The organism is Cupriavidus sp. 05T313, from assembly GCF_056396665.1.
In genome coordinates this window covers 15022-36925 of sequence record NZ_JBFTLX010000025.1, presented here as the reverse complement: position 1 = coordinate 36925, position 21904 = coordinate 15022, and the positions used below count along the sequence as shown (strand labels likewise).

Annotated in this window: 14 protein-coding genes; 2 read left to right on the top strand and 12 right to left on the bottom strand. The window is 67.0% G+C overall.

Annotated features, from left to right (window positions below; translation table 11 throughout):
* Positions 1–16 precede the first annotated feature (16 nt).
* The 4 genes from AC1DKD_RS08760 to AC1DKD_RS08745 all read right to left on the bottom strand — a co-directional run bounded on the left by AC1DKD_RS08760 (position 17) and on the right by AC1DKD_RS08745 (position 5525).
* Positions 17–1567 (bottom strand): UxaA family hydrolase, encoded by a 1551-nt coding sequence (locus tag AC1DKD_RS08760; protein WP_441626232.1) that lies wholly within the window; start codon positions 1565–1567, stop codon positions 17–19.
* Between the two features lie 44 nt (positions 1568–1611).
* Positions 1612–2808, bottom strand: coding sequence for a fumarylacetoacetate hydrolase family protein (locus AC1DKD_RS08755; protein ID WP_477143184.1), 1197 nt, complete (start codon positions 2806–2808; stop codon positions 1612–1614).
* A gap of 29 nt (positions 2809–2837) precedes the next feature.
* On the bottom strand, positions 2838–4142 hold the full coding sequence (locus tag AC1DKD_RS08750; RefSeq protein WP_441626228.1) for an MFS transporter: 1305 nt from the start codon (positions 4140–4142) through the stop codon (positions 2838–2840).
* A gap of 66 nt (positions 4143–4208) precedes the next feature.
* A complete protein-coding gene (locus tag AC1DKD_RS08745; protein WP_441626226.1) occupies positions 4209–5525 on the bottom strand; it encodes an L-fuconate dehydratase in 1317 nt (438 codons plus the stop codon).
* Positions 5526–5678: 153 nt separating this feature from the next.
* Between AC1DKD_RS08745 and AC1DKD_RS08740 the strand changes: the two genes are divergently transcribed.
* The gene (locus AC1DKD_RS08740) at positions 5679–6674 is read left to right on the top strand and encodes a LysR family transcriptional regulator (protein WP_441626224.1); all 996 of its coding nucleotides are present in this window, start codon (positions 5679–5681) and stop codon (positions 6672–6674) included.
* 48 nt (positions 6675–6722) lie between these two features.
* Here AC1DKD_RS08740 and fusA read toward each other — a convergent pair whose 3' ends face one another.
* Complete coding sequence (gene fusA, locus AC1DKD_RS08735; RefSeq protein WP_441626222.1) at positions 6723–8780, bottom strand: elongation factor G; 2058 nt, start codon at positions 8778–8780, stop codon at positions 6723–6725.
* Between the two features lie 617 nt (positions 8781–9397).
* On the opposite strand from fusA, the gene edd reads away from it, so the two are divergent.
* Entirely contained in the window at positions 9398–11224 is a 1827-nt protein-coding gene (gene edd, locus AC1DKD_RS08730; protein ID WP_477143183.1) for a phosphogluconate dehydratase, read from the top strand.
* A gap of 10 nt (positions 11225–11234) precedes the next feature.
* Here the strand turns inward: edd and AC1DKD_RS08725 are convergent, their stop codons facing one another.
* The 7 genes from AC1DKD_RS08725 to AC1DKD_RS08695 all read right to left on the bottom strand — a co-directional run bounded on the left by AC1DKD_RS08725 (position 11235) and on the right by AC1DKD_RS08695 (position 21688).
* A complete protein-coding gene (locus AC1DKD_RS08725; RefSeq protein WP_477143182.1) occupies positions 11235–12425 on the bottom strand; it encodes a porin in 1191 nt (396 codons plus the stop codon).
* Between the two features lie 154 nt (positions 12426–12579).
* The gene (locus AC1DKD_RS08720; RefSeq protein ID WP_441626216.1) at positions 12580–13464 is read right to left on the bottom strand and encodes a mechanosensitive ion channel family protein; all 885 of its coding nucleotides are present in this window, start codon (positions 13462–13464) and stop codon (positions 12580–12582) included.
* A gap of 35 nt (positions 13465–13499) precedes the next feature.
* Positions 13500–14708, bottom strand: coding sequence for an osmoprotectant NAGGN system M42 family peptidase (locus AC1DKD_RS08715; RefSeq protein ID WP_441626214.1), 1209 nt, complete (start codon positions 14706–14708; stop codon positions 13500–13502).
* A gap of 69 nt (positions 14709–14777) precedes the next feature.
* On the bottom strand, positions 14778–16577 hold the full coding sequence (gene ngg, locus AC1DKD_RS08710; protein WP_441626212.1) for an N-acetylglutaminylglutamine synthetase: 1800 nt from the start codon (positions 16575–16577) through the stop codon (positions 14778–14780).
* A gap of 75 nt (positions 16578–16652) precedes the next feature.
* Positions 16653–18434 carry an N-acetylglutaminylglutamine amidotransferase gene (locus AC1DKD_RS08705; RefSeq protein ID WP_441626210.1) on the bottom strand — a complete coding sequence of 594 codons (1782 nt, stop codon included), beginning with the start codon at positions 18432–18434 and terminating at the stop codon, positions 16653–16655.
* Between the two features lie 500 nt (positions 18435–18934).
* Positions 18935–20188: an MFS transporter gene (locus AC1DKD_RS08700; RefSeq protein WP_441626208.1), complete on the bottom strand. Its 1254-nt coding sequence runs from the start codon at positions 20186–20188 to the stop codon at positions 18935–18937.
* A gap of 600 nt (positions 20189–20788) precedes the next feature.
* Positions 20789–21688, bottom strand: a complete 900-nt coding sequence (locus tag AC1DKD_RS08695) for a LysR substrate-binding domain-containing protein (protein WP_477143181.1) — start codon at positions 21686–21688, stop codon at positions 20789–20791.
* Positions 21689–21904: the final 216 nt, after the last annotated feature.

Genomic DNA, 21904 nt, shown 5'->3' with positions numbered 1-21904 from the left:
TGGAACCAGCCGGGCTTCAGGTCACCGCCCCGATCTGCCAGGGCACGAACTCATTCTGCCCGTAGCCATGGATCTCGCTCCTGGTGCGCTCGCCGGAAGCCACCCGCAGTATCAAGGCGAGAATGCGTTCGCCGACCTCGTCAACGGTCTCCTCGCCATCCGCGATCGTCCCGCAGTTCAGGTCGAGATCGTCCTGCTGCTTGCGCCAGACGGCGCTGTTGGTGGCGAGCTTCAGCGATGGCGTGGGCGCGCACCCATAGGCCGAGCCCCGCCCCGTGGTGAAGCAGATCAGGTTCGCGCCGCCGGCAACCTGGCCGGTTGCCGATACCGGGTCGTAGCCCGGCGTATCCATGAAGACAAGCCCCTTGCTCCGGACGGTCTGCGCGTACTCCAGCACATCCATGAGCGGGCTATTGCCGCCCTTGGCGACCGCACCGAGTGACTTCTCCAGGATGGTCGTCAGCCCGCCTGCCTTGTTGCCGGCCGAGGGATTGTTGTTGAGGTTCGCATCGAGCCTGGCRCAATAGGCTTCCCACCAGCGGATGCGCGCGAGCAGCTTCTCGCCCACCGCGCGCGACACGGCCCGCTGGGTGAGCAGGTGCTCGGCGCCGTAGATCTCCGGGGTTTCCGACAGGATGGCCGTGCCGCCCTGGCCGACGAGGCGGTCCACGGCATTGCCAAGCGCGGGGTTGGCGGTGATGCCGGAGTAGCCGTCGGAGCCGCCGCATTGCAAGCCGACCACCAGGTGCGCGGCGCTGACGGGCTCCCGCGCCACGCGATTGGCCTCGGCCAGCATGGCCCTGACCTGTTCGACGCCGAGCGCGACGGTGCGTGCCGTTCCGCCCGCTTCCTGGATCACCGCCGTGCGCAGGCCGGGCTTGCCGGCCAGTCCTTCGGCGGCGAGCAGGTCGCCGATCTGGTTGGTCTCGCAGCCGAGCCCGACAAACAGCACCGCCGCGAAATTCACGTGCCTGGCGTAGCCGGCCAAGGTGCGCCGCAGGATCGCCAGGCCCTCGCCCTGCGAATCGATGGCRCAGCCGCCGCCATGCGTGAGCGCCACCACGCCGTCCACCATCGGGTAGTCCGACAGGGCTTCGGGGTGGATATCCCGGCGGAAGTGGTCGGCGATGGCCCGTGCCACGGTCGCCGAGCAATTGACCGAAGTCAGGATGCCGATGTAGTTGCGCGTGGCAATGCGCCCGTCGGCCCTTCGGATGCCGAGGAAGGTGGCCGGGCCCGCGCTCGCGGCCGGCACGGGGGCGGCGTCGCCAAAGCGATAGTCGCGGGCAAACTCGACCATGCCCAGGTTGTGCGTGTGCACATGTTGTCCCGGCTCGATCCGCTGCGACGCGATGCCGATGATCTGGCCATAGCGGCGCACCGGCTGGCCGCTCTCGATGCGGCGCAGCGCGATCTTGTGCCCTGGCGGGATCATGCCGGCGACGGTCACGCCCTCGTCTCTCAGGAGCGTCCCGGGAATCAGCTGCTGGCGTGCGATCACCACGTCGTCCGCCGGACTCAGTTTGATGGTGGGTGAAAGCCATTCCCTCGCGGCGGGTGACTGCATGGTGGTTCCTCTTGCTCTTGAGACGGTGATACGAAGGATGTCGCTTACAGCGGATTCGACAGCAAGCCTCGCGCGGCGAGATTGCTCACCAGCGCGCGAATGCCGAAGGTCCAGGGCTCTGCCCGGTCCGCCAGGTTGACGCGGTTGCGCAGCGTGCCGAGCCTGGGGCTGCGAATGGTGACCACGTCGCCCAGCTTGTGCGTGAATCCGCAGCCGGGCRCATCGCGGTCCTCGGTCGGCGCGAACAGGGTGCCGAGGTACARCATGAAGCCGTCCGGATACTGATGGCAGCGGGAGGCGGCCTGCGCCACCAGGTCGAGCGGGTCCCGGCTGATCTTGCTCATCGAGTTGGCGCCGCGGAGCACGAAACCGTCACCGCCCTCCACGCGCAACTGGATCTCTTCCGCACGCACATCGTCCATCGAGAAGGTAGCGTCGAACAGGCGCAGGAAGGGGCCGATGGCGCAAGAGGCGTTGTTGTCCTTGGCCTTGCTCAGCAGCAAGGCGCTGCGGCCCTCGAAGTCGCGCAGGTTGACGTCGTTCCCCAACGCGGCACCCTGCACCGTGCCGGCGCTGTTGACCGCGAGCACGACCTCGGGCTCGGGGTTGTTCCAGGTGGACTCCGGATGGATGCCGATATCGGCACCGGTGCCCACCGCGGCCAGCACGGGGGCCTTGGTGAAGATCTCGGCATAGGGGCCGATGCCCACCTCGAGATACTGCGACCAGAGCCCCTGCTTGATGAGCAGTTGCTTCAGCGCATCGGCTTGCGCCGAGCCGGGGCGTACGGCCGCGAGGTTGTCGCCGATCAGGGCCTTCACCTCCTGGCGCACGGCATCGGCGCGCGACGCATCCCCGCCCGCCTGCTCCTCGATGACCCGCTCCAGCATGCTTGCCGCGAACGTGACACCCGCTGCCTTGATGACCTGGAGGTCGCACGGCGCCAGCAGATGGGGCTGGCTCGCATCCCGCGCGGGGCGGCCGGTATTGCGAAGGATCTCCGCAAGGCTGCCGAGCCGCCGGCCGGGCGCGCGCCGGACCCGCTCGGCGGGCGCATCCAGTTCGAGCAGCCCGCTGATGGTGCAGGCCAGCTCCGACAGATCGTAGACACCGTCGTCGCGAATCGCGACGACCGATGGGCCGGAGATCCGCCCGGGCACCCAGGCGCGTCCCACCAGTATGCCGGCGCAGCCGTCGTCGGGCAGTGCATCCGACAAATCGAGAGAGGTCAGTGGCTCCATATGCGATGTAGTCTCCAATGCGTACCGGATCAGGCTTGTTCGTGTCCCTGCCGCAGCCGGGTACTGATCAGCGCGGCAAGCACAAGCAGGCCGGCGATCAGCAACAGTCCGTTGTGGGTGCTGCCGGTGGCTTGCTCGATCAGGCCCATCATCGAAGGGCCGAAGAAGCCGCCGAACAGGCCGCACGTGGTGACGAACGCCAGGCCCCCTGCCAGCGCCGTGCCGCTCAGGCGGCTGGAAGGGAAGATAAAGAGAACAGATTGCACCACAAACAGCATGGACGCCGTCAGCGAGAAGCCGATCAGGCCGATAAACGAATTGGACATCGCGGCCACCACCAGGCCGGCGGACATCGTCAGGAGCCCGATGAACAGCATCCGCCGGCAACGCTGCGGCGTTGTCGCCAGGCGGGGCAGAATCGCGGCGCCGAGGGCAGCCGCCACCCAGGGCACGGAGTTGAGCGCGCCGATCTCCAGCGGTGACAGGCTGGCGTAGGTCGCGATGATGCCCGGCAGGAAGAAGATGACCGTGTAAATGGTGATCTGGTGGCAAAAGTACACGGCAATGGTCAGCCAGATCTGCGGATCGCGCAGCATCTCCGTGAAGCGGTGCTGGGATGCGCCAGAGCCCTGCTCCGCGTCCAACCGCGCCTGCAGCCGCTGGCGTTCTTCCACGGTCAGCCAGGGTGCGCTGCCCGGACCATCCGGCAGGGTCTTCCAGACAACATAGGCGAGCGCCAGGGTCGGCAGCCCTTCGATGATGAACAGCCACTGCCAGCCATGCAGGCCCATCAGGCCGTCCATCTGGAGCAGCGCGCCGCCCAGCGGGCCGCTCAGGATGTTGGCGACGCAGACGCCCAGCAGGAAGTAGCCGGTAGCCCGGGCCCGCTGCTCGCGGTCAAACCAGTACGTCAGGTAGAGCATCACGCCTGGGAACAGGCCCGCCTCGGCAACGCCGAGCAACAGCCGCATGATGTAGAAGCTGGTCTCGCCCTGCACGAATGCCATGCCTGCGGAAAGCAGGCCCCAGGTGATCATGATGCGGGTGATCCAGAACCTGGCGCCCACCTTGTGCATGATCAGGTTGCTCGGGACTTCGAACAGCGCGTAGGTCAGGAAGAACAGTCCGGCGCCCAGGCCATAGGAGGCCGCCGACAACCCCACGTCGATCCCCATGCTGGCCTTGGCCAGGGCGATATTGGTGCGATCGAGGAAACTGATCACGTAGACAATCACAAGCAAAGGCATCAGCTTGCGAATGAGTAGTTTGTTCAGGCGCTGTGCGTCGTCGGCCAAGGGCTCAACGCGCGCCGCGACAGCGTCGGCAGTTAGCATGGGGTCTCCTGATATTGGTGTTTTATTGATGTTCTGCTTGTGCTGGCACGCCAGTGCCGCCGCGGCTCAGGCCGGGCCGAGGCCGGCCCAGACCGGTCCGTCCGGAAAGCGGTAGCGCTCCAGCGTGCCGGCATGCATCTCGATGCTGTAGCCCGGGCGCTGGGGCGGCATATAGCGGCCGTTGCGAATCACTACCGGCTCGACGAAATGCTCGTGCAGATGGTCGACGTATTCGAGCACGCGGTTTTGCAGCGAACCGGATACCGCGATGTAGTCGAACAGCGAGATGTTCTGCACGTACTCGCACAAACCGACGCCGCCGCCATGCGGGCAGACCGGGATGCCGAACTTCGCCGCCAGCAACACGACGATCAGAACCTCGTTGAGGCCGCCGAGGCGCGCGGCGTCAAGCTGGCAAAAATCCAGCGCCTGCGCCTGGAACATCTGCTTGAATATCACGCGATTGTGGCAATGCTCGCCGGTGGCCACGCCGATGGGTGCAATGCGCTTGCGGATTTCGGCGTGCCCGAGAATATCGTCCGGGCTGGTCGGCTCTTCGATCCACCAGGGATCGAAGGCCGCGAGGCGGCGCATGGCGTCGACCGACTGATCCACGCTCCAGACCTGGTTGGCGTCCATCATCAGCGTCCGCTCCCAGCCGATCTCCTCACGCAGGATCGTGGCGCGGCGCATATCCTCCTCCAGATCGGCGCCGACCTTCTGCTTGAAGTGCGTCCATCCCGCCGCGACGGCATCGCGCGCCAGCTGGCGCATCTTCTCCTCCGAGTAGCCCAGCCAGCCCGCGGCGGTGGTGTAGCCCGGGTAGCCTTGCTCAAGCATCTGCGCCTCTCGCCGTGCTTTGCCCGGGGCCTGGCGGCGGAGCAGCGCGATCGCTTCCTCCGGCGTCAGCGCATCCGTCACGTAGCTGAAATCCAGGCAGCGGACCAGTTCTTCAGGCGTCATATCCGCCAGCAGCTTCCATACCGGCTTGCCGGCTGACTTTGCCCACAGATCCCAGACGGCGTTGACGATGGCCGCGGTGGCAAGGTGAATCACGCCTTTTTCCGGCCCCAGCCAGCGCAGCTGGCTGTCGCTGGTGGCAAACCGCCGCCAGAAGGCGCCCATGTCCGAGGTGATTTCCTCGAGGGTCAGGCCAACCACCAGCGGGGCCAGGGATTGCACGGCGAGCACGCAGATCTCGTTGCCACGGCCGATGGTGAAGGTCAGCCCATGGCCTTCCGTCCCTTGCGGGGCATCGGTGTGCAGCACCACATAGGTTGCCGAATAGTCCGGAGCCGCATTCATGGCATCGGAGCCGTCAAGGGTTCTGGACGTCGGGAAGCGAATGTCGTGGACGCTGAGGTGGGTAATTCGAATACGCATTTGACGCTCGGCTGATTGGTTGTTGGGGCCGTCAGGGACATCCTGGCCATCTGGGACGCGTCGACTGTACAGCCCCTATTGATACCTGCATAATCGTGCTTTCATATATATCGATATCAAAATTGGTATCTATTCAATGTGAAGCCAACCGATGTGAAACCCGAGCCCACCGAACCCTCCCCGGAATCGGCGAAAGCGTTTGCACCGCTGAAGATCTCAAGCCGGCAGATCGCCTTGATCAACGCGCTGGCGGAACACCGCAACCTTCGCCGGGCCGCGGCGGCCATGCACACCACCCAGCCGGCGGCCAGCCTGTTGYTGCAGCAGCTTGAGGAAAGACTCGGCGTGCAGTTGTTCGAGCGCCTTCCGCGAGGCATGGAACCGACGCTCTACGGCGAGGTACTGATCCGTTTCGCCCAGGGGGTCACGCACGAATTCGGCCATGCAGAAGCGGAAATCGCGGAACTGGGCCGCGGCGCCTCGGGCCTGGTGCGGATCGGCACCGTCATGGGTCCGGTGCCGACGATCCTGACGCGCGGGCTGCTGGCGTTCAAGGCCGCTAACCCGAAGGTGCGGATTGCCATTGAGGTGGGGACCAGCGACACCCTGCTTCCGTCGCTGATCCGCGGGGACTTCGATGTGGTGCTGGGCCGCTTGCCCGACCGGCTCAGTCATCCGGACCTGGACATTGAATTGTTCGAAAGGGGCGAGCAGATGCGGGTGATCGCGCGGCCGGACCATCCGTTGACCAGGCTCGATCCACTGGCGCTGCGCGACCTGGTGCCGATGACCTGGATTCTTCACCCCGTGGGCAGCCCGATGCGGCTGAGAGTCGAGAGTGCGTTGACGCAGGCGGGGATGATCGATGCCCTGGATATCGTCGAGACCGCGTCCATTCTTGCCGCCACCGCCATGATGGAAACCTCCGACATGATTTCCGTGGTGCCGAACGACGTTGCGCAGTATTACGCGCGTTATGCGATGGTCTCCGTGCTTCCCGTGGAGTTGCCGGTGTCGATGGTCAATCTCGGGTTGCTGACGCGGCGCTCGCGTCCGATGTCGGCGGCGGTGCGCGGCGTGCTCAGTTACTTGAAGGAGTACGGGAGGAACGCCGAGGTTGGCAGCCCCGATCCGGGAAGCCGGCGCTGAACAAAAAGGCGGACACCAGACTGGTGCCCGCCCGTTCAACGCCTGCCGTCAGCCGGCGATCTCCGCCACCGCCTTCGCTGGCGCCACCGCATAGTGATCGAACTGCATCGCAAAGCTTGCGCGCCCCGAGGTCAGCGCGCGCAAGCTGCCGATATAGCCGAACATGCCGGCCAATGGCACATGCGCTTCAACCACGACCGTGTTGCCGCTGCCATCGCCGCCGCGCTGCGACTGCCCCCGCACCAGGCCCCGGCGCCGGTGCATGTCGCCGATCACGTCGCCCACATGATCCGCGGGCGTCACCACCTCCACGGCCATCACCGGCTCCAGCACCATCGGCTGCGCATCGCGCGCGGCTTCGCGGAAGGCCGCCGCCGCCGCGGTCTCGAAGGCCAGCGCCGAGGAATCGCGCTCGTGGTAGCTGCCGTCCAGCAGGGTGGCCTTGAAATCGACCACCGGGTAGCCCGCGAGCAGGCCTTGCGCTGCGGCGCGGCGGATACCGGCTTCCACCGCCGGCACAAACTCGCGCGGTACCGCGCCGCCGGTGATGCGGCTCTCGAACTGCAGGCCTTCTCCGCGCGCCAGCGGCTCGAAACGCAGCAGCACTTCCGCGAACTGGCCCGGCCCGCCGCTTTGCTTGCGATGCAGATAGCGCGCATCGGCGGCGCGGGTCAGCGTTTCGCGATAAGCCACTTGCGGGCGGCCTACCGTCACCTCCACGCTGAACCGCGTGCGCAATTTTTCAAGCGTGACTTCCAGTTGCAGTTCGCCCATGCCGGACAACAGCGTCTGGCCGCTCTCCGGGTCTTGCCGCAGCCGCAGGCTCGGGTCTTCCTGCACCAGCACCTGCAAGCCGCGCGACAAGCCAGCCTGGTCCGCCTGCGATTTCGGCTCGATGGCCACGTCGATCACCGGTTCGGGCGACTCGATGCTCTCCAGCACTACGGGATGCGCCGGATCGGTCAGCGTGTCGCCGGTGATGGTCGCCTTGAGGCCGACGATCGCCACGATATCGCCCGCCACGGCAACATCGCGCTCCTGCTTCCGGTCGGCATGCATCTCGTACAGCCGGGCCACGCGTTCACGCTTGCCGCTGCCGGCGTTGAGCACGGTGTCCCCGGCGGCAAGCCTGCCGCGATACAGGCGGACGAAGGTCAGCGTGCCGTGCGCGTCGTGCACCACCTTGAAGGCGAGCGCCACCAGCGGCTGGTCCGCATCCGCGCTGACTTCATGGCGATCCACCTCGCCGGGTGCCGGCAGATAGGCCGTCACCGCGTCGAGCAGCGGCTCCACGCCCTTGTTCTTGAAGGCCGATCCCGCCAGCACCGGCACCACGGCGCCGGAGATCGTCGCACGCCGGATGGCCGCGCGCAGCGCGTCCCCGGCCGGCACGCGGCCGGCGAGATAATCTTCGAGCAAGGCATCGTCATGCTCGGCCAGGGTTTCCAGCAAACGTTCGCGCCATACGGCCGCCTGCTCCCTCTGCGCGGCCGGCACGGCCTGCGTCACGTATCCGGTCGTGCCCGCACCGCCCTGCCATAGCAAGGCCTGCATGGTGACAAGATCGATCACGCCGGTGAAATCGCCCTCGCTGCCGATGGGCAACTGCAGCACGAGCGGCACCACGCCGAGGCGGTCCTCGATCATGCCCACCACGCGCAGGAAATCCGCGCCGGTGCGATCCAGCTTGTTGACGAAGGCCAGGCGCGGCACGCGATAGCGGTCCGCCAGGCGCCAGTTGGTTTCCGTCTGCGGCTCCACGCCGGCCACACCGTCGAACACCACCACCGCGCCGTCGAGCACGCGCAGCGAGCGGTTCACTTCGATGTTGAAATCGATGTGGCCCGGCGTATCGATCAGGTTGATCTGGTGCTCGCGCCAGAACACGGTGGTGGCCGCGCTGTTGATGGTGATGCCGCGCGCCTGCTCCTGCGGATCGAAATCCATGGCGGCGGCGCCGTCGTGCACCTCGCCCAGCCGGTGGCTGGCGCCGGTGTAGAACAGGATGCGTTCCGAGGTGGTGGTCTTGCCGGCGTCGACGTGGGCGATGATGCCGATGTTCCTGAGGTTTCTGCGTTCGTTCCTGCGTTCTTTTCTGCTTTCCATGATGGGCTGCCTACAATGCAAACACCCTGGCGGGTGTGTGCCTGCCAGGGTGTCTTGGGTCCCTGGGAGGCGATCTGCGAGGCCTCCCGGACTGCATGTGCGGCCGGGAGGCTATGGGATCGCTTGCGGGGCGGCGCCGGCATGCCGCATGCGGCACGCAACCTTCTCGGTGGCTACGCCAGCCGACGCCGTTACCGCACCAAGGGACGAGCGCAAGCTCCCGTTCCCTTGGCCGGTTTGAATCGTGGCGATCAGCTTGTCGTAGGTACGCATGGCGTGTCAGATGGTGGCGAAACAAAAAAACAAAACCCCGGAGGGCCTGCGGGCCGTCCGGGGTTGGCGATATGCTGTTTCGTCACTCCCGGAACCGGCCTTGCAGCCTTCCGGGCGGACGCTCGGAAGACTAGGCGTGAATAGCCAGCAGCACGCGTTCACCGTAAGGTGCCGCGGCAAATACTGCGATGGCGGTGCGTTGCGCTGCTTGCTTCATGTTGCCTGAACTCCAGAGAATGGAGCGGAGTCTAGCACTTGCAGGAAAAACTTGCAGCGCACCATACGTGCACCCCGCCCCAAAGTGCGCTAGGCTGAAAAAAGACATCCCCACGCAGGAGATCCCCATGCCAAGTCACCCAGTCCTGGAACGGGTCACCGCCCGTATCGTGGCGCGCAGTGCTGGCACCCGCCAGCCCTACATGGACCGCACCCGCGCCATGGCGGGGCAGAAGGTGGAACGCGCCCATCTCTCTTGTACCAACCTGGCGCACGCCGTGGCGGCCATGCCAGAGCAGGCCAAGATCCGCCTGAAGGCGCAGGAGCGCCCCAACCTCGCCATCGTTTCGTCCTACAACGATATGCTGTCGGCGCACCAGCCACTGGCGGAGTATCCGCAATGGCTCAAGGAGGCCGCGCTGGAAGCGGGCGGCACCGCGCAGTTCGCTGGCGGCACACCCGCCATGTGCGATGGCGTGACGCAGGGTCAGGACGGCATGGATCTCTCGCTGTTCTCGCGCGATGTGATCGCGCTGTCCACGGCGGTGGCACTGTCGCACCAGATGTTCGACGGCGCGCTGTACCTCGGCGTGTGCGACAAGATCGTGCCGGGGCTGGTGATGGGCGCGCTGTCCTTCGGCCACCTGCCGGCCATCTTCGTGCCCGGCGGACCCATGACCACGGGCATCGGCAATGAAGAAAAGGCCCGCGTGCGCCAGCGCTATGCCGAGGGCAAGATCAGCCGCGCCGAGTTGCTGGAGGCGGAGAGCCAGTCCTACCATGGCCCCGGCACCTGTACCTTCTATGGCACYGCCAACTCCAACCAGATGCTGATGGAGATAATGGGCCTGCACCTGCCCGGCACCGCCTTCGTCAATCCGAACAYGCCGCTGCGCGAGGCGCTCACGCGCGAGTCCGCGCGGCAGGCGCTGCGCCTGGTACATGGCGGCGAGCGCTATACGCCCGTGGCCGACGTGCTCGACGAGCACGCCTTCGTCAACGGCATCGTCGGCCTGCTGGCCACCGGCGGCTCCACCAACCACACGCTGCACCTGGTGGCGATGGCGCGCACCGCCGGCATCGTGCTGAGCTGGGACGATTTCGCCGAACTATCGGAAGTGGTGCCGTTGCTGGCGCGCGTGTACCCCAACGGCAGCGCGGACGTGAACCAGTTCCAGGCCGCAGGTGGCCTGCCTGTGGTGATCCGCGGACTGCTGCAGCTCGGGCTGCTGCACGACGACGTCACTACCGTGGTGGGCAAGGGGCTGGCGGACTACACTCGCGAGCCGGTGCTGCGCGATGGCAGGCTCACCTGGATCGACGGGCCGGAAGCGCCGCTGGACGACAGCGTGGTGCGCTCTGCCAGCCAGCCGTTCGCGCCCGAGGGCGGCATCAAGCTGCTCGACGGCAATATCGGCCGCGCGGTACTCAAGATCTCGGCGGTCAAGCCCGAGCACCATGTGGTCGAGGCCCCAGCGCTGGTGTTCCATACGCAGGATGCGCTGATCGACGCCTTCAAGCGCGGCGAGCTGGAGCGCGACTTCGTCGCCGTGCTGCCATGGCAAGGGCCGGCCGCCTGCGGCATGCCGGAGCTGCACAAGCTCACGCCTACGCTGACGGTGCTGCAGGAGCGCGGTTTCCACGTGGCGCTGGTGACGGACGGGCGCATGTCCGGCGCATCGGGCAAGGTACCGGCCGCCATCCACGTCTGCCCCGAAGCACTGAGCGGCGGCGGCATCGCCCGCGTGCGCGACGGCGACCCGATGCGCGTGGATGCGAACACCGGTGTGCTGACGGTGATGGTGCCGGAAGCGGAGTGGGCCGCGCGCGACGTGACGCCGCCCGATCTCACCGCCAACCGGCACGGCGTGGGACGCGACCTGTTTGCAAACTTCCGGCGCCATGTCAGCACGGCCGAGGCGGGCGCGTGCTCGCTGTTCGCGCAGGAGGGCTGAAGCGCCCCGCTTAGAAACTATGGCTGATGCCGGCACCAAACCCGGTGCCGCCACTGGCCTGCCGGCTGTGGCGATACGACACCGCGCCATACAGCGTGGTGCGTTTCGATAGCGCGTAGTCCAGCCCGCTGGTGACGTAGCCGGTCGTGCCGGCGTGGCCGTAGCCCTGGAAATCCCGCGCACCGGAGAGCTTCAGCGTGACGGCGCCCACGCGCCAGTTCGCGGCGAGGGTGGCCGCGCTGCGTTTCGCGCTGGCATCGCCGAGAAACGCCTGGCTGGCGGCGCTCAGATGCGTCTGGCTATACGACGCCATCAGCCGCACCGCGCTGAAGGCATAGGCGAGCCCGGCAAACCAGGTGTTGTCGCGGGCTGAATTGCGCTCGGCGGTGAGCATGGCGGACCACGGTCCCGCGTCGTAGTTGAGCGAAGCGGCCAGCGGCCGGGTGCGGTCCCGGTTGCCGGCGGCATCCGGCGTCTCGTTCTTTTCCACGCCGGCGGAGACGTGGACATGCACGCCACCCCATTTCGGCGAATCGTAGAACACCCCGTTGTTCAGCCGCGAATATTCTCCCGCCGGACCGTTGTGGTACGGATCGGTGCGATAGGACGGGTGGTACACAAACCAGGCCACCGAGCCGACGCGATTGAAGTTGTCCCAGCTGTCGTACTGCCAGTCGTATTGCCACATCGGCGTCAGCGCGCGGCCAAACCGCAGGTCGCCATAGGGCGATCGGATGCCGACGGTGGATTCGCCCTGGAAGTACGGCGTGGCACCGCTGGCTTCAAGGCGTCCGTCGCCCATGTCGAAACGTGTCTGCAGGTTCATGGTGGCGGCCCAGCCGCCGCCCAGCGGCTCGCTGCCGCGCAGGCCGATGAAGCTGCGCTGCATGGTGCCGAGTTGGACCGGCTGTCCCGGCGCCGGGCGGAAGATGCCGGCATCGGCAAAGCCATACAGCGTGAGGCTGCCCTGCGCGTGCGCCATCGGTGCGGCCGGGGCCAGTACGGCGGCGCAGGCGAGCGCCGGCAGACAGCGCGCCAGTGCGCGCTTGCGGCGCAGGCCGGGGGAAAATGCGCTTTCGCRTGGCGGCGCCACGGCGCGAAAGCGCGGGGATGTATGTGATGGGTTCCGTGTGGGGTTCAGTGCGGGGTTCAGTGCGGGCGTGGAGTCAAACGTCAATGCCAGTTCCAGATTTGATGACATGCCAGGGTCCGCCGCTCGGGTAGCGGGCCCTGGACAAGCGTGAGCGACCCAAAGGGGTGAAAGTGCGGCGGCATCACGAGGGCGCGCCACAAAACAGAATCGCCGCCGGGGCGTTTGCGCGCCCCGGCGGCGGAAGACGATCAGGCCAGACGGTTCAGCTCAGCCTGCGCGCGGGATTGGCCACGGCGGGCACGGCGAGTTGCGCATCGTCGGGTACGCGCAGTTCCTGCACCGGCACGGCGATGGCGCAGCCGGCGGCTTCCAGCGCCTGCTTGATGCGGTGGTAGAACGCGAAGCGTACGGTCCAGTAATCCACGGCGGCAAGCCAGCAGCGCACATTAAGCGTCACGCCTTGCGCCGCGTAGTTGATCACCATGACCTCGGCGGCCGGGTCCGCCAGCACGCGGTCTTCCGCGGCGAGCATGGTGCGCAGCGCATCGAGCGCGGCCTGGATATCGGCGCCGAAGGTGACCGTGACCTCGATATCGAGGCGGCGCGTGGGGTTCTCGCTGTAGTTGGTGATGGCGCTGCCCCAGATCTTGCCGTTGGGCACGCGCAGGCAAACCCCGTCGAAGGTGGTCAGCTCGGTCATGAACAGCCCGGTTTCGCGCACCGTGCCCGCCACGCCCTGGGCATCGATGTACTGGCCCACGCGGAACGGCCGCAGCAGCACCAGCATGATGCCCGCGGCGATATTCTGCAGCGTACCTTGCAAAGCCAGCCCGATGGCGAGGCCGGCGGCGCCGAGCATGGCGATGATGCTGGCGGTCTGCACGCCAAATTGCGACAGCACCAGCACAATCGTGATCACGCGCACGATCCACTGCGTGACGCTGGCCAGCATGGGACGCAAGGTGGCATCGACGCGCGGGCGGTCGAATGCGCGCAGCACGGCGGCGCGGGCACGGCCCGAGATCCACCAGCCCAGTATCAGGATCAGGACGGCGGCGATGCAGTTCAGGCCCTGCTGCACCACCAGTTGCAGCAGGTAGGTCCAGGCTGCTTCCAGCTTTCTGGGCTCGATGAAGTTGAGGTCCATGGATTCGGCTCCGGCAATCAAATTGGAAAGACTGGTCATGCGCGGCTCACGCTGCCGCGCCGGCGATGCGCCAGTTCGCCTGCGTCGGGCAACGGCGTTTCGCTGCGCGCGAGCTGGCCGGGATCGAGCTGATGCGAGAAGCCAGCCACCGAGCCCATGCGGCGCTGGCGGTCCTCCGGCAAGGTTGGCCCGCTCTGAATATAGACGGTGAGCAATTCGGCAAGATGAACGAGCACGGACAACCGTGTGCGCTCATAGCCATGCGAGGCGTCGGCGCCGAAGCAAAGCAACGCCGTACGCACATCGTGCCCGGCAGTGACCGCCGCGCCCGCGTCGGAGTGGTAGAAACGGAACACGTCGCGATGGCTGGGGATGCCGTGCTCTTCGCACAGGCGCAGCAAGCGGCGCGTAAGGTGATAGTCATGCGGTCCGGCCGAATCCATCAGCGGAATGGTCACGCCATTTTCGCTCGCGCCCTGCCCCGGCGCCACCGGGCCGATGTCGATGCCGATCACTTCGCTGACGTCGTCCTCGATCACCGCGGTGGCGCCCGAACCAACTTCTTCGGTGAGCGTAAACACGGCGTGGCAGTCCATCGGCACCGGCGCGCCGCTTTCGCGCACGGCCTTGAGTGCGGCCAGTACCGCGGCGACGCCGGCCTTGTTGTCGAGATGGCGCGAGACGATAAAGCCGTTGTCGAGGATCTCGGGGTTGGCGTCGAACGCAACGAAATCGCCCACCTGTATACCGAGTTCGCGCAGTGCTTGCGGCGTGGCGGCATCTTCGTCGAGCCGCAGTTCGAGCTGGTCCCAGTTGACGGGTTGCGTGTCCACCGCCTCGTTGTATACGTGACCCGAAGCCAGCAAGGGCAGCACCGAGCCGCGATGCCGGCCGCTCTCGGTAAACAGTGTCACGCGCCCGCCTTCGGCCCAGCGGCTGGACCAGGTACCGATGGGAGCTAGCGCCAGGCGGCCGTTGGGCTTGACTTCGCGCACCATGGCGCCAAGCGTATCGAGATGGGCGACGATAGCGCAGTCGGGGCCGAGCCCGGCTTGCGCGCGATTGCCGCGCAGCGTGGCGCGGATGGTGCCGCGCCGGGTGAGCTGGTACGGAATGTCCAGGCTGTCGAGCGTGCGCGCGGTGTAGTGCACGATCTCGTCGGTCAGCCCGGCGGGACTGGGGATGGCGAGCAACTCCAGCAGCGTGGTCTTGAGGTAGTAAGCGTCGATTGTCAGTGTCTGCATGCGGGCGGGTTCATGGTTCGGTTCAGGAAGAAGTTGGTACGGAAGAGGTTGGTACGCCAGGGAACGCGGTCAGGCGGTGAACGGGAAAAGGAGGTCGACAAAGCGCTCGGCGGTCGGCTGCGGTTCGTGGTTGGCCAGGCCGGGGCGTTCATTGGCTTCGATGATCACGTACTCGGGCTGGTCATGCGCGGGTACCAGAAAGTCCAGTCCCACCACCGGGATGCGCAACGCGCGCGCGGCGGTAACGGCGGCTTCGCGCAGCACCGGATGGAGTTCCGCCGTGACGTCGTGCAGCGTGCCGCCGGTATGCAGGTTGGCGGTCTTGCGCACCGGCACGCGCTGGCCGGCCGCCGGCACCGAAGCCATCCCCAGGCCTTGCGCGCCGATGCAGCGCCCGGTTTCGCCGTCCATCGGAATGCGGCTTTCGCCACCGGTGGCAGCGGCGCGGCGCGCGCTGTGGCGCTCAATCAGCGTCTTGAGATCCGACTTGCCGTCTCCCACCACTTCGGCCGGCTTGCGAATCGCGGCAGCCACCACCGCGTAGCCGATCACGACGATGCGCAAGTCCTGCCCGGGACAGAACGACTCCAGCAACACGTTGCCGCCTTCGCGCTGCGCGGCTTCGATAGCGCTGGGCAGTTGCGCGGTGTCGCGCACGTCCACGCTGATGCCGCGCCCCTGCTCGCCGCAGGCGGGCTTGACCACCACCGAGCCGCAGGCACCAAGGAAGGCTGCGTTGTCTGCCTCGCTGCCCGCGGGCCGCTGGCGCGGCACCGCGAGGCCCGCCGCATCCAGCCGGGCACGCGTGAGCGCCTTGTCCTGGCACCACGTCATGGCCACCGCGCCGGTCAGCTCCGAAAGCGATTCGCGGCACAGCACCTCGCGTCCGCCGAAGCGCAGGCCGAAGATGCCGCTGGCGGCATCGACGATGTCCACGCCGATACCGCGCCGGCGTGCTTCCTTGACGATCAGCGCGGCGTAGGGATTGAGCTGGTCGCACTCGCTGCTGCCGGCAAACAGCGGCTCGTTGATGGCGTTCTTGTGCTTGATGACAAAGCCATCGAGCTGGCTGAAGCCGAGCTTGTGATACAGGCCGATGGCGTGCTCGTTGTCGTGCAGCACCGAGAGGTCGAGCGACCGCCTGCCGCGTTCGGCAAAGCGCGCGAGCAGGTGCGTGACCAGCGAGCGCCCCACGCCGGCGAGGTGGGTCTGCGGATCCACCACCAGGCACCACAGGCTGCTGCCGCCTTGCTCGTCGCCGAAGGCCAGCGCATGGTCCACGCCCATGGCCGAGCCGACGATCTCGCCGCTCTGCTCATCCTCGGCGAGCAGGTAGACCACCGCTTCCTGCTCGCGTTGACGCCACACGGTGGCAGCGTCTAGCGGCACCATCTTGCGCATGGCGTAGAGGCGATTGATTGCAGCGATGTCGGCGCGGGTCGCGAGGCGGCGAATGGTGACGCCAGGAGATGGCGCGATATCGTCCAGCGGCACATCGAGGCGGCGGCGGAACAGCAGCGAAGGATCGAGGAACAGCGTCTGCGGCGCTTGCGCGAGCACGAGTTGCGGCGCGTCCACGTAGAACGCGATATCGCGCCGGCCCGGCGCTTCTTGCTGCAGTTCGGCAGCCAGCAGCGCCGGCGAACCGAAGGCCGGTGCGAACATCAGCCGGCCCCAGCCGCAATCGATCATCGCATTGGGGCGGGTCGACACCGGCGCCGGCGGCTCGCCGGCGCTGCGCGGGGTGGCAACGCCAGTGCGATCCTCGCCGGCGGGGTCATGCATCGCGCCGGCGGGATGCGGCGAGGGCGCGATYCGGCCGGTAGCCCTGGTGCGCGCGGAAAGGCTGACAAGGTTGGTGGATGGCATGTGGGTCTTCCTCCTGTTGGTGTCTCGTGCAGCGTCCCGTCAGGCTGGCGTGTTGTCGGTGCATCGCTGCGCCGGTCAGATGCCGCGCGTCTGCAACCACGCTTCGAGCAGCGCGATCTGCCAGACCATGGAGCCCTTGAGCGGGGTGATATGGCTATCGGGCGCGTCGAGCATGGCGTCGGCCACGCCGTCGCGGTAGAGGCCGCGGCTGCGCGCGCGATCGCTGCTGATGTAGCCGCGCACGTAATCCAGGAACGGGCCGCGCAGGTACTTCAGCGCCGGCACCGGGAAATAGCCCTTGGGGCGATCGATCACCGCGACCGGGATCACCTGGCGCGCCGCTTCCTTGAGCACATGCTTGCCGCCCGCGGCGACCTTGTGGCGTGCCGGCATGCGCGCGGCCAGTTCCACCAGCTCGTGGTCGAGGAAGGGCACCCGCGCCTCCAGGCCGTGCGCCATGGTCATGTTGTCGACGCGCTTGACCGGGTCCTCCACCAGCATCACGGTGGTGTCCACGCGCAGCGCGCGGTCGATAGCGCTGTCGGCGCCGGCCTGGGCGAAGTGCGCGGCAAGGAAGCGGCCGCTGGGATCGTCGGCCAGCCATTGCGGCGCGAGCAGYTCCGCCATCTCGTCGTGGCTGCGGTCGAAGAAGCCGTGCCGGTAGGCGGCGACTCCGCCGTCCGCGTCCGTGTTGCCGGCCAGCGGCGGGTACCAGTGGTAGCCGCCGAAAACTTCGTCGGCGCCCTGCCCGCTCTGCACCACGCGGCTGTGTTTCGCCACGGCGGCGGACAGCAGGTAGAAGGCCACGCAGTCGTGGCTGACCATCGGCTCGCTCATGGCGCCGATGGCGTCGGGCAGCGCGGTCAGCAGGCCGGCCGCCGGAATCATCATCTTCTCGTGGCGGGTGCCGAAGTGCCTGGCCACCAGGTCGGAGTACCGAAACTCGTCGCCAGCCTCGCCGCCCACGGTCTCGAAGCCGATGGCGTAGGTGCGCAGGTCGGGCGTACCCGTTTCTGCGAGCAAACCGGTGATCAGGCTGGAGTCGACCCCGCCGGACAACAGCACGCCCACCGGCACATCGGCCACGGTGCGGCGGTGCACGGCGTCGCGCAGCGTGGCGAGCGTGAGATCGCGCCAGGCCTCGAACGGCCTTTCCAGATCGTCTGCGTTCTGGCGGAAATCCAGCCGCCACCAGGTGCGGCTGTCGGTGCGGCCGTCGGGCTGCACCGTCATATGCGTGGCCGGCGGCAGCTTGCGCACCGCTTGCAGGATGGTGTGGGGCGCGGGGACCACGGCGTGCAGGCTCAGGTAGTGATGCAGCGCTACGGGGTCAAGCGTGGTGTCGATATCGCCGCCGGCCAGCAAGGCTGGCAGCGTGGAAGCAAAGCGCAGGCGCTGCGGCGTGGCCGAGTAGTACAACGGCTTGATGCCCAGGCGGTCGCGCACCAGGTGGGTCACGCCGGAATCGCGCTCCCACAGGGCGAAGGCGAACATGCCGGCGAAGCGGTGGAGCGCGGCCGGCCCCCATGCATGCCACGCCTTGATGATGACTTCGGTATCGCCGGTCGAGGCAAAGCGGTAGCCCTGGGCGGCCAGTTCCTTGCGCAACGCATCGTGGTTGTAGATCGCGCCGTTGAACACGACGCCCAGGCCCAGTTCGTTGTCGATGAAGGGCTGGTGCGCGCGCTGCGACAAATCCATGATGCGCAGCCGGCGATGGCCGAACGCACGGCTGCCCAGGCTAAACAGGCCTTCTCCGTCGGGGCCGCGCGGCGCCTGGTCGCGCGTCATGACGGCGACGGCGTGCAGGTCGGCCATGACCTGATCGAAACGTAATTCTCCAGCAATGCCACACATATCCGGACGCTCTCCTGTCACTGGCGGTATCGGGACGTCCAATGGGACTGCCAAAGCCCAAATACCGCGCCGTGTATTGTTTTCTCATGGCGCGGTGTTCTGGTCTGCCCGCGACCGTCTGACCGGATGTCTGACGATCACCTACAGTTGATTGAAATTGGGGATACTTTCAGGACAGATGAATGGGGCTTTGGTTTCCCCGAAATTCGCGGAGGCAGGCGGCCGAACCGGCGCGAGCCCTTGGTGGACAAGGGCTCGCACCGGTTCAAAAAAATTCGCCTGAATGCCATTTCAGATACTTTTATGCGTGCATGGCATCGCGCGACAAAGCGGTGCAAGCACCATATTTCCGGCGCATGCGGCGTGGTGCGGGATCGGAGAGTGGCGCATTCCGGCGCCCGGACGGCACCGTCGAGGCACGCAGAATTGGGTACGCTTTTGGTGCGGGAGGGGCAAATCAACCGGTGCGACCGGACCGCAGGGCGCTGTCCGGCCGGCGTTCAGGCCGTCAAAGGGTGATCGTGCAAGCGGTCGCGCGAGGCCAGCGAGGGGAACAGGCGCATCCACACCGCCACGACCACCAGTGTGCCGATGCCGCCCAGCAACACCGCGCCGACCGGTCCGAGCAGTGCGGCCGTGACGCCCGACTCGAACTCGCCAAGCTGGTTGGATGCCCCAATGAACACGGAGTTGACGGCCCCCACGCGCCCGCGCATATCGTCGGGCGTATCGAGCTGGACCAGGGTGGACCGCACCACTACGCTGATCATGTCGGAAGCGCCGAGCATGACCAGCGCGGCCATCGACAGCGGCAACCAGTGCGAGATGCCGAACACCATGGTGGCCACGCCGAACACGGCCACCGCGCCGAACATCACGCGTCCCACGCGGCGGTTCATCGGGTGATGTGCCAGCCACAGCGCGGTTACCAACGCGCCGACGGCGGGCGACGAGCGCAGCAGGCCAAGGCCCCAGGGCCCGGTGTGGAGGATGTCGCGCGCATAGATGGGCAGCAGCGCGGTGGCGCCGCCCAGCAGCACGGCAAACAGATCCAGCGAGATCGCGCCGAGCAGCACCGGACGGCTGCGGATATAGGAGAAACCGGCAAACAGCGTGGCGATGCTGACCGGCGTGGTCAGCCGCTGCGCGGCCTGGCGCAGCTTGAGCACGCTCACCAGGCAGGCGGCCACGGCGAACAGCGTGGCGCTGATGGCGTAGACCACGCCGGGGCCGGCCACATAGGCAAAGCCGCCCAGCGCGGGGCCGATGATGATGGCCGTCTGCGTGGCGGAACTGGACAAGGCCACTGCGCGCGGAAGCTGGCGCGGCGTGACCACACTGGGCAGCAGCGCTTGCAGCGTCGGCGTCTCGAATGCGCGGGTGGCGCCGATCAGGGCCACGAAGACAAAGATGTGATCGCGCGTGATCCAGCCCTTCAGGCTCGCCACCGCCATCGACACCGCAATCAGCGCTTCCAGCGTCTGGCAGGTCCGTACGATCAGGCGCCGGTCGAAACGGTCCGCCACATGGCCTGACACCAGCAGGAGCATCACCGAGGGCAGGAACTGCACCAGGCCCACCATGCCGAGCATGAAGGGATCGCGGGTGAGGTCATACATCTGCCAGCCCACGGCCACCGTGAAGATCTGATAGCCGATGGTGGTGCACAGGCGGGCAAACCAGAACAGCCGAAATGAAGGGTCGCGAAAAACAGAGTCCGGCGCGGTGGCCGGAGCAGTAGCAGGGGTCGGCATGGATGGCGGTGATGACGGGGCGGGCGGCGAGGCAAAGCGCTGGCTTGTCTCACTCGGCGGGAAACGCTGAAAAGCGCCTGAAACGACTCGCATGGCAGCCAAAACCACGCACCGGCTACCGGGCCATTTCCCAGGCAATTTCCCAGACCAGTTCCCGCAAGTTTCGGATTCTATCCGAGCCCCGCGATGCATGCAGGCGCATGCATTGTGTCCGTACGCCGCCGCCATGTATCAACAATGATGCAATATCGCTACAGAGCGAAAAAATGCGATTCGTTTCGAGAATCATTCGTATTCATAATGCACCACTCGATGTGGCGGCACCCTGACTTTCCCGCCCCATTCCCGGGAATTCCATTTTGCAGCCCACCGTCTCGCTCACGTGCGCCGCTATCGGCACCGTCCTGCTTTGCCTGACCATGTCCCGCGCATGCGGCCGACACCCACCCTGGCGCCGTGCCCGCACCCGATGCCGCAACCGCACCGCAGGCCACTGGCGCTTTCAGCGCCGAAAGCGCGCTCAATACCGTTACCGTGGTAGGCAACTGGCTCGATAGCCCCAATGACTCCAAGGTGCAGGACCAGCCAGGCCTCGCTGGCTTATTGAGCAGGCAGCGCCATGCGCAGGCTGCTGGCCAGCGCCGCGGCCGCTGGCGCGGCATCGCGCCGCGACAGCAGCACCACGCGCGTGTCGCAGCCGGCATCGGCCAGCGGCACGAAGCGCACCCCCGGCGGCGCCATGCGCCCGAGCGAAGCCGGCACCAGGGCCACGCCAAACCCGGCCTCCACCAGCGCCAGTTGCGACAGCTTGCGCGAGATCGCCGCGGCGGCGCGCGGGTAGAAGCCGCTCGCCAGGCAGCACTGCGCCACGCGCTGGCTCAGGCCGCCGCGATCCGCATGCGGCAGCGACACGAAAGGTTGCTCCCGCAAGGCCTCCAGCGCGATTTGGTCCTCCCGCGCCAGCGGGTGCGCGCTGCTTACCGCCAGTTCGAGACGTTCGCTGTAGAGCGGATCGACGTTGACGCGGGGCAGCCGGCGCAGCAGCGRCTCGCGCGCCAGGCCAAGATCGGCGCGGCCTTCCTCGATCTCAAGCGCCTGCTGTTCGCTGGACGCCTGCGAGATTTCAAGACGAATCCCCGGATGTCCGGACTGGTACGCGCGCAATACCGCCGTGCAGGCTGGCGTCAGCGGCACCGAACTCGAATGCAGCAAGCGCACAGTGCCTTGTTCTCCGCGCTCGACCTGGCGCGCCTGCGCCGATGCCTCGGTCAGCTCGGCCAGGATGCGGCGGGCGGCTTCATGGAAAGCGCGGCCGGCCGGCGTGGTTTCCACATGGCGCGCCTTGCGCACCAGCAGCGCCACCTGCAACATGCCCTCCAGTTCCTTGATCTGCCGGCTCAGCGCCGACTGGGCAATAAAGAGCCGCTCGGCGGCCAGGCTGAAGCTGCCGGCATCGACGATTTCCACGAAATAGCGCAACTGCTTGAGGGACGGGCTCATTCAGGGACAGGCTCATTGAAGGACGGGCTCATGCCGGGCCGGGTCGTGCGCGGGGCCGCGAGCCGGGATTGCGGACTGCGATGGCTGGATTGGCGCCGGCGCGGCGCACGCGCGCAGTGTGCCATGGCGCGGGCGCCGCGCCCAGCACCCTGCCATGCCGCTTTGCGATGGATCGCGGGGCGCTTTGATATTGGTCCGCCGGCGGGCGCGTCCCTA